This is a genomic window from Psychroserpens jangbogonensis, from assembly GCF_000797465.1.
Taxonomy (GTDB): Bacteria; Bacteroidota; Bacteroidia; order Flavobacteriales; family Flavobacteriaceae; genus Psychroserpens; species Psychroserpens jangbogonensis.
Genome location: NZ_JSWG01000001.1, coordinates 47,372 through 63,214 on the forward strand (window position 1 = coordinate 47,372; position 15,843 = coordinate 63,214).

Below are 15,843 nucleotides of genomic sequence, written 5' to 3' on the forward strand. Positions count from 1 at the left end.
AAATTTCAAATCATTTGTTTATTCTTATTTTTGATTGAAACCAAAAAATTATATATGATGAAAAATTACTTTTCAATTTTATTTAGTCTTGCCATTTGTCTATCGTTTGCGCAAACTACATATAATGGCAATGGAAACACAGGTTTTGGAGGTGTTATTGGACCAGGATCAATGATAATTGATGACGATGGAACAACAATTACTTTTGAAGTTACAAGAGGGCCTGGAGAATTTTTTGATGCCTTAGTTATTTATTTAGACACCTCTACAGGAGGACGAACTTCTATTGATGCTGATCTAAATGATCAAGGTGACCCTTTGAGAAGAGCCATTTCAAGTGCTGGAGATAATGCTTCAGTATTAAGCTTTCCTGCTGGATTTGAACCTGATTATGCTATGGCAGTCGAAACAGGTTTTGGTGGTTTATGGTCAATTCCTGCTTCTGGTGTTATTGGAGATAATGACTTGCCTTTTGTCACCTCATTAGAGTCATCGTTAATCTTGTCAAGTGATGCCACATTTACTCTTGAAGTAGACTGGACAGAATTAGGATTAACCTCTTTAGACGGATTTAGATTTATTGGCATCTATCTAAATGCTACTAATGGTTTCACATCTGATGAAGCTTTTGGTTCTGATGTTGCAGGAGGAAACATTGGAGGATCAGACTTTGCTTTTACTTCAAGTTTTGAATACGGAAACACTTTGAGTATTCAAGAGTTTAACTCAGAAGTAACTGCAGAAATAGTTAACAATTCATTAATTGTAAATAATTACATTGGAGACTTAAACGTAAATGTATTTGATGTTTTAGGAAAAGCTATTAAATCAATAAACACGGTTAGTGATTCAAAGAGTTTTAGTACGTTATTAGATTTAAGCAAAAATCAATTGTATTTTATACGTGTTGAAGGTGTAAATTTCACCAAAACACTAAAGGTTATATTACGATAAACCGATTTTAAACACCAATAAACTAAAACAGCGATTGAAAGTACTCAATCGCTGTTTTTATTATAAAAAAAGACAGTATATTTATTGCAACAAAATTCATCCCTCGTAATGCTTTACACTACAGAAATTATAGTTAAAGTCCCTCTTGATGCATTTATTAAAAAAATGGATAACATCGATAACATGAAACATTGGCAAAGAGGACTTCAATCTACCGAACATATTTCGGGTAATCCCGGAGATCTAGGATCAAAAATAAAACTCAATTATAAGTATGATAAACGTGACATGGAAATTATAGAAACAATTACCAAAAGTAATTTCCCTCATGAGTTTCATGCCACTTATAGTGCTACAGGAATGAATAATATTCAAAAAAATTATTTTTCTGAAACTGCAGATGACTTTACTAAATGGACTTCAGTAAATCATTTTATTCCTCTAAGCTTCTCCATGAGAGTTATGCTTTTTCTAATGCCAAAAGCCTTTAAAAAACAGTCAAACAAATACATGCAGGATTTTAAAAATTTTGCTGAAAATGGGACTTCTATAGCCAATGCGTAAACTCAAACTTATCTGGGACTTTCGTGGACCTAACGCATTAAAAACTGCAGAGCACCACACCATTCATTTAAAAGAATATATTGCAATTCAAAAATTAAGCGTTAACATTACTGGTTTTAATGCCTTGAGTGATATGCATGCCATTGCATTTATGGTTGTAGATGAACAAGACATGAAACCCATTAGAGACGCATTAAAACCTCATCGAGGACAAGTATACCAAGACTAATTTAACATTTATTATATAATGAATATCACAAAACATATTGCGCTTTTCACACTTTTACTAATGGTTTTCAGTTGCCAAACGGAAACTAAAGAAGAAAAACAAACCGCAAGTTATGCTGAAGAATTGCATTCATTTGCAAGACCTAACACCTCTGCAATCAAGCATTTAAACTTAGATATAGATGTCGACTTTGAAACTGAAATCATTAGCGGAATAGCAACTTACACCATAGAAAACAATAATGCTACAGAAATCATTTTGGATACTAAATTTTTAGTTATCGATAATGTAGAAGCTGATGGAAAAACAACAACTTTTAAACTTGGTGAATTTGATGAGCTGTTAGGGCAACCTCTAACTATAGATATTAAAAACTCAACCAAAACAATAACGGTTACTTACAAAACAACCGAAAAAACTGAAGCTTTACAATGGCTAACTCCACAACAAACAGCCGATAAGGCCCATCCTTTTTTATTCACTCAAGGACAAGCTATTTTAACTAGAACATGGATTCCTATTCAAGATAGCCCACAAATTCGTATCACTTATGATGCAACAGTAAAAGTCCCAAAGGAATTAATGGCTGTAATGAGTGCTGAAAATCCGAAAACAAAATCTGCTAACGGAGAGTATTCATTTAAAATGAAACAACCAATTTCGCCTTATTTAATAGCACTTGCTGTAGGAGATATTGAATATAAAGCGGTAAGTAATCGCACAGGAGTTTATGCAGAAAAATCAATGGTAGATAAAGCACAATTCGAATTTTCAGATATGGAAAAGATGGTTGTTGCTGCCGAAAACCTATATGGTGATTACGATTGGGATCAATTTGATGTCATTGTCTTACCGCCTAGTTTTCCCTTTGGAGGCATGGAAAATCCACGTTTAACTTTTGCTACACCAACAGTTATTGCTGGTGATAAAAGTTTAACCTCTTTAATTGCTCACGAATTAGCACATTCGTGGTCTGGAAACCTAGTAACCAATGCCACATGGAATGATTTCTGGCTAAATGAAGGTTTTACAGTATACTTTGAAATACGAATCATGGAAGCTGTTTACGGAAAAGACCGGGCAAATATGATTGCTTTGATTGGCAGACAAGATTTAGACGATGAAATTGAAAACCTTAAAAAGGAACCTAATAGAACAAAACTGAAACTAAACCTTAAAGGTAAAAACCCTGATGATGGCATGAACAGTATTGCTTATGACAAAGGCTACTTGTTTTTACGAACTCTGGAAGAAACTGTAGGACGCGAAAAATTTGATGTATTCTTAAAAAACTATTTTAAAACGCATGCATTTTCTACGATCACAACTGAAAAGTTTCTAAACTATTTAAATGCAAATCTTTTAGAACCAAATAACATCACATTTAATACTGAAGAATGGATTTTTCAACCAGGAATACCTTCTAACCAAGCTATAATTGCTTCAGATAAGTTTGCAAACGCTGAGAAAACCTTAAATCATTTTTTAAAGAGTGATACTATTGATGCGTCTCTAACAATTGATTGGACAACTCTAGAATGGGTTCACTTTATTAGAAATTTCCCAAAAACGATGACAGCTAAAGATGTATCTCGTTTTGATGAAGCTTTTAACTTGTCTAATGCCACAAATTCACATATTGCTATGGTTTGGTTTGAACAAGCCATTAACTTAGATTATCATGGTAATAATGTAGATCAAAACATTGAAGACTTTTTAATTAGAGTTGGTAGACGTTGGTATGTGGAAACACTATTTAAGGCATTCGAAAAGAATGGTAAAACGGAAGAGGCTTTGGCTATCTATAAGAAATCAAGAGCAAACTACCATTCGGTAACAGCCAATACTATTGATAAGTTATTAGGACTATAGAGTTGCCAAAAACTAAAACTTTGTTCAATTATGAAGATTCAAATATTGGTAAGTACCCAAAGCTCTACTTCTTCTGAAGAACGCCAATGTTGATCTCGTTTTGTTTTACTTGAAGCTGCTTTCACTGATTTTTTAAAACATCTTTCTAATTGAAACCTGTTTCCTTCAGCTAATTCTTTTTCTATAGGATGTTCTGGAGTCACATTGGTTATTTGGGCCAAATTCGAGAAGATGAGTACTAGTTTTCCTTCAGGTAAGAGTCTTTTTTTAGCCTCAGCAAAAAAATCTGGAAATAAAGTCTTATTGTAATAAATGGCATCATCAATACTGCTCAAATTATGAGTCTCTGGCAGCCAAGGCGGATTAAACACAATCAATTCGGTCTGCATTTCCCACTTACCAAATAGATGTCCTAAATTAAGTTCAATCTTTCGAGCTAGCTTAGTTGTACCCATAAACTCTATCAAGCCAACAATTGCATTGGGATTTATATCAGTCGCATATACCTTTTGGAAATTATGTTGTATCATTTGAAAGGACAATACACCGCAGCCTATTCCTATTTCTATAGCCGTTTTCTTTAAACCTTTATAATGCTTTAACCAATTATCAAAAAGCACTAAATGCTCAAAACGAGTAGGAAAGTATGTTCCGTAGTAAGGATGAATTTTGTTGCGAAGTACAGGTATAGAGATTCCGTTTTGGTACCATTGCCAAGCACTATTCAATCCTTGTATTTGAGGAAAAGTCAATAAGAAATGTTTGTTTTCTGGGTAAAGTTTTTCTAACCAGCCAATGCTAGGAGATTTCTTTGTACATAATTTATGATCAACAATTTCTAATAAAACTAGATTTGAAAGTTTATAATATTCTGAGCGATACTTTTGTTGCTCCTGAAAAGATTTATTAGGTAATTTTAGTTTTAGATATTTGTGTAAATCCTCAAGAAGGGATAATCCGTCATTATAAAAATCCTTGATTAGTATGGATTCACCTTTTTTTAAGGCCTCTATAATAGGTCTAACCTCTGTTCCATGAGTGAAAGATTTTAATTTTTTGTCAAATGCAATAGGTTCTGGTTTGTTTACTTCTATATCAGTAATCATTGGTAGGTTTCCTTTTTTGATAAGGTAGGTAAACCTATTTGCCTATTACTATTATCCTTGTATTATTATTCAAGTAACATTGACAACAACATTTATAGTAAATTACTCTTTCTCTGTTTATTTATAAAATTCAAAGGTTTTACTTCTGGTTCATTTTCTTTCATTAACTTAGTAATCTTAGATTTAAATCCTATACAATTTTGAAAACCATTATAAATACACCAAAAGCTCCTGCTCCAATTGGTCCATATAATCAAGCTGTTTTAACGGGAAACACCTTATATACTTCTGGTCAAATTGCATTGAATGTAGACACGGGAGAACTGGTAATGGATTCTATTCAAGCTGAGACTAAACAGGTGATGGAAAACCTAAAAGCCGTCTTAGAAGTTGCCGAAATGACTTTTAACAATGTGATTAAAACGTCAATATTTATTAGTGATATGCATAACTTTTCTCAAATAAACGAAGTGTATGCTCTATATTTTGATGCTGACTCTGCTCCTGCTCGTGAAACAGTGGAAGTCGCCAATTTACCAAAGTTTGTTAATGTTGAAATTAGCATGATTGCTGTAAAGTAACTCAACCTTATTTTGGCAAAAACGTTAAAACTATCTAAAAAAGAACTCAAAGAATTTCTTGACACAAAAGTCGAACAATACAATCATCCAAGATTTATTGACAGTGATCCAATACAAATACCTCATCAGTTTTCTAAAAAAGAAGATATTGAAATTGCAGGATTCTTAACTGCCACTATTGCTTGGGGAAACCGTAAAAGTATCATTAATAATGCTCATAAAATGATGCAACTTTTAGAGCAATCACCTTACGACTTTATAATTAATCATCAAGATTCAGATTTAGAAAGACTAACCGACTTTGTGCATCGCACGTTTAATGGCAATGATTTTATTCAGTTTATCAAAAGTTTGAAGCATATCTATGAAAACCACAACGGATTAGAAGCTGTGTTTTCTGCAAACCTTAAAGAGCAATCACTTCAGCATTCAATTCATCAATTCAAAACTCATTTTTTTGAAATTAATCATTTGCCAAGAACACAAAAACACGTGAGTGATCCTTTAAAAAATTCAGCAGCAAAACGTATTAACATGTACTTAAGATGGATGGTACGACAAGATCAAAATGGTGTGGATTTCGGTATTTGGAAACACATCAGTCCGTCACTTCTATCCTGTCCGTTAGATGTCCATTCTGGCAATGTAGCTCGCAAATTAGGTTTACTTAAACGCAAACAAAATGATGGCAAAGGTTTAAATGAATTGGATAATGCATTACGAAAACTAGATCCAATCGATCCTGTTAAATATGATTTTGCACTATTTGGTTTAGGTGTTTTTGAAGGCTTTTAAATAAACACTATTCTGTTTTAGTATTCTCACCTGACATTACACTATTCGTAGTGCTATTCAACCAGACTTTACGCAACTTGATTTGGTTAGCAGTAGCATTCACATTTTCTACGATTTCTGTTTTAGTTGTATACGCTTGAGATAACTTTGTTTTAATAATAACTTCTTCTCCGTTTCTATCTATGACAACATTAATATCATCTCCAACTTGTGCACGATACATTTGCATTAATAGAGTTCTGGCGTTAGCTATATTAGCTTCTGTTCCATTTACGGACTTAACAACATCATTTTCAATTACACCGTTTTCAACCCAAAAACTATTGTCTTCAACATTAGACGAGAAAAACAAAATCCCTTTTTCTTGATCTGCAGCAAAAACTGATCCACTACCAGATTGAATAAACCCAGTTCCGATTTTTGAATCTTCAAAAGTTAAACCTACTCTTTCTAAAAACAAACTATAATCTATTGGAGTATTACCTACAACATGTGTGTTTAAAAACTCACCAATGGAAGGATACGTCATACTTACAATTTCATCAATTAACGATTCATCTTCAAACGGTTTTTCGATTCCATATTTATTTGACAATTCTTTCATTAAGCTCAACATACTTCGAGTTCCGTTGCTTTCTTCTCGCAACAAAATATCTATACACATACCTAATAACGCACCTTTTTGATACACGTTAGAATAATTTGCTTTGAATGGTTCCTCTAAAACATTTTCACTCATTTCAGTAAAACTCATTTCATCATCATAGTATATTGTAGATCTTAAAATCTCAGAATTAACAACTTTATAATAGTCTTGAGGTGTAATTAAACCTTCATGCACTTGAAAATGTTGTGCAAAATATTCAGTAACACCTTCATACATCCATAAGTGTTTTGAAAAGGTTGGCTGATTATAATCGAAATAATGCACATCTTCAGAATGCACAGTAAGAGGCGTTACGATATGAAAAAACTCATGAGCAACAACATCAATAACAGATTGAGCCAAGGATTCTTCTGATCGTGTCTCTTGCAAGACAGCAACTGTTGAAGTATGGTGTTCTAGAGCACCTAAACCTTTTGGCTGACCTTCACTTCTATCAGTTAAATACAAGTAAATATCATAACGTGATGTTGAATCCATATCACCTAAATAGGCTTTTTGAGCTTCCATCATTTTGAAAACAGTCTCCTTCAAAGATGATGCTTTATGCTTTTTGTTCGGTGAATACACACTCAAGACAATCTTAATATCACCAACCATAAACTCCTCGACGTCTAATTTACCATACATCATTGGGTTGTCTGTAATATCGAAATAACGAGGTGCAAAATAACTTGTCGTAATCTTAGTACCATCTGGACTAGATTTAACGTTTGTATTTTGCAATGCAGTAGATCGTTCAAAGGTTGCAGGAGCTGTTACATCCAATGTATATTGTGCATTTTTAAGCGAATCAAAATAACCAATAAATCCGTGTAAATTTAACACGTAGTTTTCAGGAGAAATATTAGTACCTCCAGGTGAAAAAGGAATCTCTTCCCCAATACCACCTTGAATTTCTAAGTCAAAAGTATCATTAACATAGTATCCTAATTTATCTAAAAGTGTCGCATTAACAATTTGCCAAGTGTTGTCATCTAATCTATTTATTGGCATTTCATTACCATTGTAATCAAAAGCTTTTAAATCGTCAATATATTTTCCAAAATCATTAACAGCATAACTTCCTTGAATAATTCTTGGCATTCTATAGGTCACAGTGTCTAAAGTAAAACGACCAGGATTTATAGTTACAGGAGCTTTATCATCTACAACTTGAGTTAAATTTATTGATGTAGCTATTGGGTTTGCAGATGCTAAATCATTAGTATCATTTTTTGCAGAGCCACAAGCAAAAAGTAAAATACTCAATGCGGTTATTGATAAGATATGTTTCATAACAAAATTTTCTTTTTATAGACGCACAAAATTACAATAGGTTACACTTAATTTAGCAAAGGTTTTGTTAAAATAGATGTTGTATTTTAGCCTTATGTCTAAACCATTGATTAGTATTCTAACGCCTTTTAAAAACACAACTGAGTTTTTACCTGAATGTTTAGAATCTATCATACAGCAAACGTATAAGAATTGGGAATTGCTAATCATCGATGATCAGTCTTCAGATGACAGCTTTAGTATTGTAAATGAATTTGTTCAATTAGATCCACGCATTAAGTTGTTTAAAAATACAGGTTCCGGAATTATAGATGCCTTGCGTCTAGCTTTTGAAAAAAGTTCAGGAACTTACATCACTAGAATGGATAGTGATGACATAATGCATCCTGAAAAGCTGGAAATTATGCTGAAAGATTTACAGCAATACGGCAGGAAACACATCGCTTTAGGTCTAGTAAAATACTTTAGCTTAGCTGGTATTGGTGATGGTTATGCTAAATACGAAACATGGTTAAACCGACTTACTTCTAAAGGAACAAACTACTCAGAAATTTATAAAGAATGTGTCATCCCTTCACCATGTTGGATGTTACATCGAGAAGACTTGCTTGAATGTGAAGCATTTAATCTAAGTCGTTACCCAGAAGATTACGATTTGACGTTTAGATTTTTCAAAAATAATATCAAATGCATTCCAAGTAATCGCGTTTTACATTACTGGAGAGATTATAGCACTAGAGCATCAAGAACAGACAGCAACTATGCCGAGAATCATTTTCTAGAGATCAAATTACATTACTTTTTAGAACTCAATTATAATCCTTCAAGACCACTGACACTTTGGGGAGCTGGACAAAAAGGAAAAACTATCGCAAAAATGTTGCAAATAAAAGGTATTGACTTTATTTGGGTTTGTGATAATCCAAAAAAAATCGGCAAACATATTTATGATATAGAGTTGTTCAATTTTAAACATTTAAAAACACTTCTAAACCCTCAAAGTATCGTAACCGTTGCTAATTCAAAGGAACAGGAAATCATCAAATTGTATTTTGAATCTATAAAAATGAAAGTAATGAACGATTATTTTTTCTTTTGTTAATTAAAAGTAATAATAGAATAATATATAATTATAGAATTATTATTTAATTTGCTATATATTTGAAAACCTTGAAACTAAATTTCCCTTTCCTTATTATTTTATGTTTTTTTTTGTTCAGTAATCAAACTGATGCATTAAATCTATCAAATAATACGTCGTCAATTAGCATTAAAAAGAATTGCCCTGCTCCTATTATTTCGACTTTCTCCCCTTTAACAGGACCAGAAAACACCCTTATAACTATTTCAGGAGTTAATTTCTTGGATGTTGTTTCCGTACAATTTGAAGGAATGGATGTTGGATTCTCAATAATTAATGATACTGAAATCAATGCATTTGCTCCTGCAACATTGTCAATGTCTTCTCAAATTGTTCTGATAAGTTCTGGTGGATGTATTGGAACATCTCCTAATTCATTCACTCTAATTGAAGTTGATTGCAATTCTGGTAATGATGAAATCTATATCTCTGAAGTATATGATTCTGATGGAGGTAGCTATGGTGTTTTTGAACTTTACAACCCAACAAACAGTACCATCAATTTAAGTACTGTTTATGAAATTGAAAGATATGGTAATATAGGTGATGCTGCACCAAGTAATACAATTCCGTTAGCTGGTTCTATAAATCCATTTGACACTTTTATTATAGAAATGGGAAGTACTGGAAATACGTGTAGTGGTTTATTACCTAACATTACTCTTGCTGCTGGTATTAATGCAAATGATGAAATAAGATTGCTTAAAAACACACTTGTTATTGATGTCATTTATACTGATGACGAGATAGGTTATACTTTTATAAGAAATGCTGATGCTGTTGCTCCATCCAGTACATTTAATATTAATGATTGGACACTTTCTGAAACCGAAGATTGTTCAAATCTCAGAATGCACACAGAAGATCCAATCACTATACCTAATATAACACAACCTGTATCTCAAGATGTTTGTGAAAATGGCAGCACATCCTTTTCTGTGTCAGTTGATACTGGAACCTATACTTACCAATGGAAAGTTCTTAATGCGACAGGAAACTGGGTTAACGTTGTTAATAACGCAAACTATTCAGGAGCAACAACAAATGTATTAATGGTGAACAATATCCCATTAAGCTTTGATGGGAATCAATATTATTGTGAAATCACTTCTGCTAATTGCGACTTGTTAAGCGTTGCTGTTCAGCTACAAATTATCTCTCCAGAAATAGATACGATTTCAGATCAAAACGTTTGTACTGAATACACTTTACCAGTACTTACCAATGGAAACTATTTCTCCTTGACTGGCGGAAACGGAACAACTTTTAGTGCTGGAGATATCATCACAACAACACAGACAATATTTATCTACAATGAAGTTGGTACTGCTCCTGACATCTGTTTTAACGAAAGTAGTTTTACCGTTACAGTTGCTGGAACACCTTTAGTTGATACAATCTCAGATCAAAATGTTTGTACTGATTATACCTTGCCTGCACTAATCAACGGAAACTATTTTTCTTTGTCTGGTGGAAACGGAACAGCTTTTAATGTTGGAGATATCATCACAACCACACAGACTATATTTATCTACAATGAAGTTGGTACTGCTCCAGATACTTGTTCTAACGAAAGTAGTTTTACAATTACAGTTTCTGGAACACCATTGGTAGACACAATTTCAGATCAAAATGTTTGTTCTGACTTCACATTACCTGTATTAACTAACGGAAACTATTTCTCTTTGACCGGAGGTAACGGAACGACTTTTAGTGCTGGAGATATTATCACAACTACACAGACTATATTCATATATAATGAAATCGGAACCGCTCCTGATACTTGTTCTAACGAAAGCAGTTTTACAATTACTGTGACTGGGACACCCTTAGTCGATACAATTTCAGATCAGAATGTGTGCACAGAATACACCTTACTTGCATTAACTAATGGAAACTATTTCTCTTTGTCAGGTGGTAATGGAACGTCTTTTAGTGCTGGAGATATCATTACAACAACACAGACTATTTTTATTTATAATGAAATCGGTACTGCTCCTAACATCTGCTCTAACGAAAGTAGTTTTACAATTACAGTTTCTACAACGCCTTTAGTGGACACAATTTTAGATCAGACTGTTTGTTCTGACTTTACATTACCTGTATTAACCAACGGAAACTATTTCTCTTTGTCTGGTGGAACAGGAACAATTTTTAGTGCTGGAGATATCATCACAACTACGCAGACCATATTCATATACAATATAATAGGAACACCTCCAGATACTTGTTCTAACGAAAGTAGTTTTACAATTACTGTGTCTTCAACACCTTTAGTAGATGTGATATCAGATCAGAATGTTTGTTCTGATTTCGCATTACCTGCATTAACCAACGGAAACTATTTCTCTGCGTCTGGTGGAACTGGAACAACTTTTAGTGCTGGAGATATCATCACAGCAACGCAGACTATTTTTATATATAATGAAACTGGAATTGCACCAAATACCTGTTCTAATGAAAGTAGTTTTATAATAACAGTTTCTGGAACACCTTTAGTAGATACAATTCTTGATCAGAACGTTTGTTCTGACTTTACCTTACCTGTTTTAACTAATGGATCCTATTTCTCTTTGTCTGGTGGAACAGGAACTACTTTTAGTGCTGGAGATATTATCTCAACAACACAGACGATTTTTATCTATAATGAATTCGGAACGCCTCCAGATACCTGTTCTAACGAAACTAGTTTTACAGTTACAATTTCCGGAACACCTTTAGTTGATACAATTCTTGATCAGAATGTTTGTTCTGACTTTACATTACCTGTATTAACTAACGGAAACTATTTTTCGGCTTCTGGTGGAACTGGTTCGGCTTTCAGTGCTGGAGATATTATCTCAACTACGCAGACTATTTTTATCTATAATGAAATTGGAACCGCTCCTGATACTTGTTCTAATGAAAGTAGTTTTATAGTAACAGTTTCTGGAACGCCATTAGTTGATACCATTCCTGATCAAAATCTTTGTACAGACTTCATCTTACCTGTATTAACCAATGGAAACTATTTCTCTGCTACAGGTGGAACTGGAACGACTTTTAGTCCTGGAGATATTATCTCAACAACACAGACTATATTTATCTATAATGAATTCGGAACACCTCCAGATACATGTTCTAACGAAACTAGTTTTACAGTTACTGTTAATTCTTCTACTGATTTCAGTCTTACCGAAGCAAATATTGAAGTTCTAAATGGGACTTTAATTGTTAATATGAGTGATCAAACACTTAATTATGAATATGCCGTAACCGATTTTAATTTCCAGACGGATAATACATTTTCAAATATACCTGCAGGCTCTTATCTTTTATTCGTTAGGGAAATTGATGGCTGTTTTACCAAATCTATAATTTTTGAGATCACTTTGGATTTATTTATTCCTAAGTTTCTTACACCAAATGGTGATGGTTTTAAGGACACTTGGAAAATCATCGACAGAAATAATATCATCAAAGACGTTTACATTTTTGACAGATATGGGAAACTCCTTAAACATATTATTGGAACTGCAGTTTCTTGGGATGGAACATTTAATGGAAAAGCGCTTGGAACTAATGATTTTTGGTACATCATAAATTTAAGAACTACCAAACAATTAAAAGGTCATTTCACATTAAAACGATAGTTCCTTTTACATCTAAGTTTTATGTAACTTTGTAAGATGCGTTTTAAAGTACAATCCGAATTCAAACCTACAGGTGATCAACCTCAAGCTATTCAACAATTAGTTGATGGAATTAACTCTAACGAAAAGTATCAAACTTTACTTGGAGTAACTGGTTCTGGGAAAACGTTTACAGTTGCCAATGTCATAGAAGAAGTGCAAAAACCAACACTTGTTTTAGCACATAACAAAACTTTAGCAGCTCAATTATACTCTGAGTTTAAACAGTTTTTTCCTGAAAATGCAGTGGAGTATTTTGTGTCTTATTATGATTACTACCAACCTGAAGCTTACATTCCTGTTTCTGGTGTTTATATAGAAAAAGATTTGTCTATCAACGAAGAAATTGAGAAGATGCGGTTGAGTACAACCTCTTCCCTATTATCGGGTCGTCGAGATGTAATTGTAGTCGCTTCCGTGTCGTGTTTATATGGTATTGGTAATCCTGTTGAATTTCAGAAGAATGTAATTTCATTGGAAGTCAATCAAGAGATTTCAAGAACCGATTTATTACATCGATTGGTTCAAAGTTTGTATTCTAGAACTGAAGCGGATTTTAATCATGGTAACTTCAGAATAAAAGGTGATACTGTTGATGTATTTCCTAGTTACGCAGATGACGCGTTTCGAATTCACTTTTTTGGTGATGAAATCGAAGATATCGAACAGTTCAATATTCAAACCAATGAAGTTATTGAGCATTATGACCGACTTAATATTTATCCAGCTAATATGTTTGTAACCTCACCTGATGTTCTTCAAGGTGCCATTCGTGGGATACAAGATGATTTGGTAAAACAATTTGATTATTTTAAAGAAATAGGAAAACATTTAGAAGCTAAACGTTTGAAAGAACGAACCGAATTTGATTTAGAAATGATTCGTGAATTGGGCTACTGCTCTGGAATTGAAAACTATTCCAGATATTTAGATGGACGACTTCCAGGTACAAGACCGTTCTGTTTATTAGATTATTTTCCAGAAGATTTTTTAATGGTTATTGATGAAAGTCATGTCACTATTTCTCAAGTTCATGCCATGTATGGTGGTGACCGAAGTCGGAAAGAAAACTTAGTAGAATACGGATTTAGATTACCAGCTGCTATGGATAATAGACCCTTGAAGTTTGAAGAATTTGAAGTCTTACAAAATCAAGTGATTTATGTGAGCGCTACTCCAGCCGACTACGAATTGCAAAAAACAGATGGTGTTTATGTAGAACAAGTTATTAGGCCTACAGGTCTTTTAGACCCAATAATTGAAGTACGACCAAGTTTAAATCAGATAGATGATTTAATTGAAGAAATACATCAACGCATTGAAAAAGACGAACGGATTCTAGTGACAACGTTGACGAAACGTATGGCTGAAGAACTGACAAAATATCTAGATCGTATTCAAATTCGATGTCGATACATTCATAGTGATGTCGATACCTTAGAACGTGTTGAAATCATGCAAGATTTGCGTAAAGGTGTATTTGATGTTTTAGTTGGTGTTAACTTGTTACGTGAAGGTCTTGATTTACCTGAAGTATCTTTAGTAGCAATATTGGATGCAGATAAAGAAGGATTTTTACGTTCGGCTCGATCACTAACTCAAACTGTTGGAAGAGCTGCGCGACACCTAAATGGAAAAGCAATCATGTATGCTGATAAAATCACCAAGAGTATGCAAAAGACCATTGATGAAACAGAATACAGACGAGAAAAACAAATAGCTTATAATACCAAACATAATATGGTCCCTACGGCTCTAAATAAGAGTCTAGATAATGCCTTAACTAAAAATTCGGTAAGTACTTATAGTTACCTTTTAGAAGCTGCAAAAGCGGCTGAACCAGAAAGTGAATACTTGACTAAAGGCCAACTCGAAAAGAAAATACGTGAAAAACGTAAACTCATGGAACAAGCTGCTAAAGCTTTAGACTTTATTATTGCAGCACAACTTCGTGATGAAATTAAAGGATATCAAAAGAAATTAGAAAAAGTAAACATGTCATAGATGAAAGTCAGTGAACCATTAATAGAAGTTAAACAAAGTTTCCAACAGCCAATTGAAAAGGTATGGAAAGCACTAACAGATGTTAATGAAATGAGACAATGGTTTTTTGAAAACATTTCTGCTTTTGAACCAACTGTTGGATTTAAGACTCAATTTACTGTAGAATCTGAAGACCGCAAGTTTCCTCATTTATGGGAAATAACTGAGGTTATTCCATTCAAAAAAATTGTCTACAATTGGAAATATGAAGGTTATAAAGGTAATTCTTTTGTTACTTTTCAACTATCTGAAGTAGATAACCAAACACAATTATGTTTAACAACAAAAGTCACTGAAGACTTTCCAGATACTATTCCTGAATTTAAAAGAGATAGTTGCATTGCTGGTTGGAATTATTTTATAAAAACTAGTTTAGTAAACTTCTTCAATAATTAATTATACTGAACTTTAAAAATATCGATTAAGAAATCTGGCGGAACTATTTTATTTGGAAAGCTTTCCATTAAATCAAGAACTCTATTAATAGAATCATGACTTAAACCCATTCTTAATCCAAAATTATGAAGTTTCACTAACTCTTTAGGACTAACTTCTATGTCCAAATTCATTAGTAATACTAATCTATGGAATTGCACAATACGTTCACTATGAGATTTAAGATTTACATACGTTATAGGATGCTCTATTAAATAGTTAAAATCTTCTTTTGAAATATCTAACTGTTTGGCTACCCCAAAAAGGAATCTATATTCAATGGATTTTATATTTTCATTTGTCTGAGCGAAGGCTATCATTTCAGATAGTAGACTCAATTTTTCAACACGATTTATCATTACGAGGGATTATGATTTTGATTTTTATAAAGTTAATAAGTTTCTTTTGCTGTAAACCTTGATAAAACGTAGGTTATCGAAAAACGAGTCGCTTTTCATCGGTTTTTTCCTACTTTCATGCATAAATCAATTATAACTATTTGATTGTTAG

General features: G+C 33.1%; 13 protein-coding genes. 10 read left to right on the plus strand and 3 right to left on the minus strand.

Annotated features, from left to right (window positions below; translation table 11 throughout):
• The first annotated feature begins 54 nt into the window (after positions 1 to 54).
• The 4 genes from RH81_RS00235 to RH81_RS00250 all read left to right on the plus strand — a co-directional run bounded on the left by RH81_RS00235 (position 55) and on the right by RH81_RS00250 (position 3,619).
• Positions 55 to 954, plus strand: coding sequence for a T9SS type A sorting domain-containing protein (locus RH81_RS00235; protein ID WP_033955958.1), 900 nt, complete (start codon positions 55 to 57; stop codon positions 952 to 954).
• Positions 955 to 1,062: 108 nt separating this feature from the next.
• A complete protein-coding gene (locus tag RH81_RS00240; protein WP_033955959.1) occupies positions 1,063 to 1,518 on the plus strand; it encodes an SRPBCC family protein in 456 nt (151 codons plus the stop codon).
• The gene (locus tag RH81_RS00245) at positions 1,511 to 1,747 is read left to right on the plus strand and encodes a hypothetical protein (RefSeq protein ID WP_033955961.1); all 237 of its coding nucleotides are present in this window, start codon (positions 1,511 to 1,513) and stop codon (positions 1,745 to 1,747) included. Before RH81_RS00240 ends, RH81_RS00245 begins: the two co-directional genes overlap by 8 nt.
• 18 nt (positions 1,748 to 1,765) lie before the next feature.
• Positions 1,766 to 3,619, plus strand: coding sequence for a hydrolase/aminopeptidase (locus RH81_RS00250; RefSeq protein WP_033955963.1), 1,854 nt, complete (start codon positions 1,766 to 1,768; stop codon positions 3,617 to 3,619).
• 38 nt (positions 3,620 to 3,657) lie between these two features.
• Here RH81_RS00250 and RH81_RS00255 read toward each other — a convergent pair whose 3' ends face one another.
• Positions 3,658 to 4,725, minus strand: coding sequence for a methyltransferase (locus tag RH81_RS00255; protein WP_033955965.1), 1,068 nt, complete (start codon positions 4,723 to 4,725; stop codon positions 3,658 to 3,660).
• Between the two features lie 200 nt (positions 4,726 to 4,925).
• Between RH81_RS00255 and RH81_RS00260 the strand changes: the two genes are divergently transcribed.
• Together RH81_RS00260 and RH81_RS00265 are read left to right on the plus strand one after the other, a co-directional pair.
• Entirely contained in the window at positions 4,926 to 5,306 is a 381-nt protein-coding gene (locus tag RH81_RS00260) for a Rid family detoxifying hydrolase (RefSeq protein WP_033955967.1), read from the plus strand.
• A gap of 12 nt (positions 5,307 to 5,318) precedes the next feature.
• A complete protein-coding gene (locus tag RH81_RS00265) occupies positions 5,319 to 6,101 on the plus strand; it encodes a TIGR02757 family protein (RefSeq protein ID WP_033955972.1) in 783 nt (260 codons plus the stop codon).
• A gap of 7 nt (positions 6,102 to 6,108) precedes the next feature.
• On the opposite strand, the gene RH81_RS00270 is transcribed toward RH81_RS00265, so the two are convergent.
• Positions 6,109 to 8,043 carry a M61 family metallopeptidase gene (locus RH81_RS00270; RefSeq protein ID WP_052172340.1) on the minus strand — a complete coding sequence of 645 codons (1,935 nt, stop codon included), beginning with the start codon at positions 8,041 to 8,043 and terminating at the stop codon, positions 6,109 to 6,111.
• A gap of 94 nt (positions 8,044 to 8,137) precedes the next feature.
• On the opposite strand from RH81_RS00270, the gene RH81_RS00275 reads away from it, so the two are divergent.
• The 4 genes from RH81_RS00275 to RH81_RS00290 all read left to right on the plus strand — a co-directional run bounded on the left by RH81_RS00275 (position 8,138) and on the right by RH81_RS00290 (position 15,294).
• Positions 8,138 to 9,145: a glycosyltransferase family 2 protein gene (locus RH81_RS00275; RefSeq protein ID WP_033955977.1), complete on the plus strand. Its 1,008-nt coding sequence runs from the start codon at positions 8,138 to 8,140 to the stop codon at positions 9,143 to 9,145.
• A gap of 110 nt (positions 9,146 to 9,255) precedes the next feature.
• A complete protein-coding gene (locus tag RH81_RS00280; protein WP_152604755.1) occupies positions 9,256 to 12,816 on the plus strand; it encodes a T9SS type B sorting domain-containing protein in 3,561 nt (1,186 codons plus the stop codon).
• Positions 12,817 to 12,852: 36 nt separating this feature from the next.
• Entirely contained in the window at positions 12,853 to 14,859 is a 2,007-nt protein-coding gene (gene uvrB, locus RH81_RS00285) for an excinuclease ABC subunit UvrB (RefSeq protein ID WP_033955982.1), read from the plus strand.
• Positions 14,860 to 15,294: an SRPBCC family protein gene (locus RH81_RS00290; RefSeq protein WP_033955990.1), complete on the plus strand. Its 435-nt coding sequence runs from the start codon at positions 14,860 to 14,862 to the stop codon at positions 15,292 to 15,294. It begins immediately after the preceding gene.
• On the opposite strand, the gene RH81_RS00295 is transcribed toward RH81_RS00290, so the two are convergent.
• Positions 15,291 to 15,692, minus strand: a complete 402-nt coding sequence (locus RH81_RS00295) for a hypothetical protein (protein ID WP_033955992.1) — start codon at positions 15,690 to 15,692, stop codon at positions 15,291 to 15,293. The two genes, RH81_RS00290 and RH81_RS00295, sit on opposite strands and share 4 nt — an antisense overlap.
• Between the last annotated feature and the right edge of the window lie 151 nt (positions 15,693 to 15,843).

What these genes read in the sequence shown, in the direction of transcription:
- RH81_RS00235 (WP_033955958.1), top strand. Translation starts at nt 55, where the DNA reads ATGATGAAAAATTACTTTTCAATTTTATTTAGTCTTGCCATTTGTCTA.
- RH81_RS00240 (WP_033955959.1), top strand. Translation starts at nt 1,063, where the DNA reads ATGCTTTACACTACAGAAATTATAGTTAAAGTCCCTCTTGATGCATTT.
- RH81_RS00245 (WP_033955961.1), top strand. Translation starts at nt 1,511, where the DNA reads ATGCGTAAACTCAAACTTATCTGGGACTTTCGTGGACCTAACGCATTA.
- RH81_RS00250 (WP_033955963.1), top strand. Translation starts at nt 1,766, where the DNA reads ATGAATATCACAAAACATATTGCGCTTTTCACACTTTTACTAATGGTT.
- RH81_RS00255 (WP_033955965.1), bottom strand. Translation starts at nt 4,725, where the DNA reads ATGATTACTGATATAGAAGTAAACAAACCAGAACCTATTGCATTTGAC.
- RH81_RS00270 (WP_052172340.1), bottom strand. Translation starts at nt 8,043, where the DNA reads ATGAAACATATCTTATCAATAACCGCATTGAGTATTTTACTTTTTGCT.
- RH81_RS00275 (WP_033955977.1), top strand. Translation starts at nt 8,138, where the DNA reads ATGTCTAAACCATTGATTAGTATTCTAACGCCTTTTAAAAACACAACT.
- uvrB (WP_033955982.1), top strand. Translation starts at nt 12,853, where the DNA reads ATGCGTTTTAAAGTACAATCCGAATTCAAACCTACAGGTGATCAACCT.
- RH81_RS00290 (WP_033955990.1), top strand. Translation starts at nt 14,860, where the DNA reads ATGAAAGTCAGTGAACCATTAATAGAAGTTAAACAAAGTTTCCAACAG.
- RH81_RS00295 (WP_033955992.1), bottom strand. Translation starts at nt 15,692, where the DNA reads ATGATAAATCGTGTTGAAAAATTGAGTCTACTATCTGAAATGATAGCC.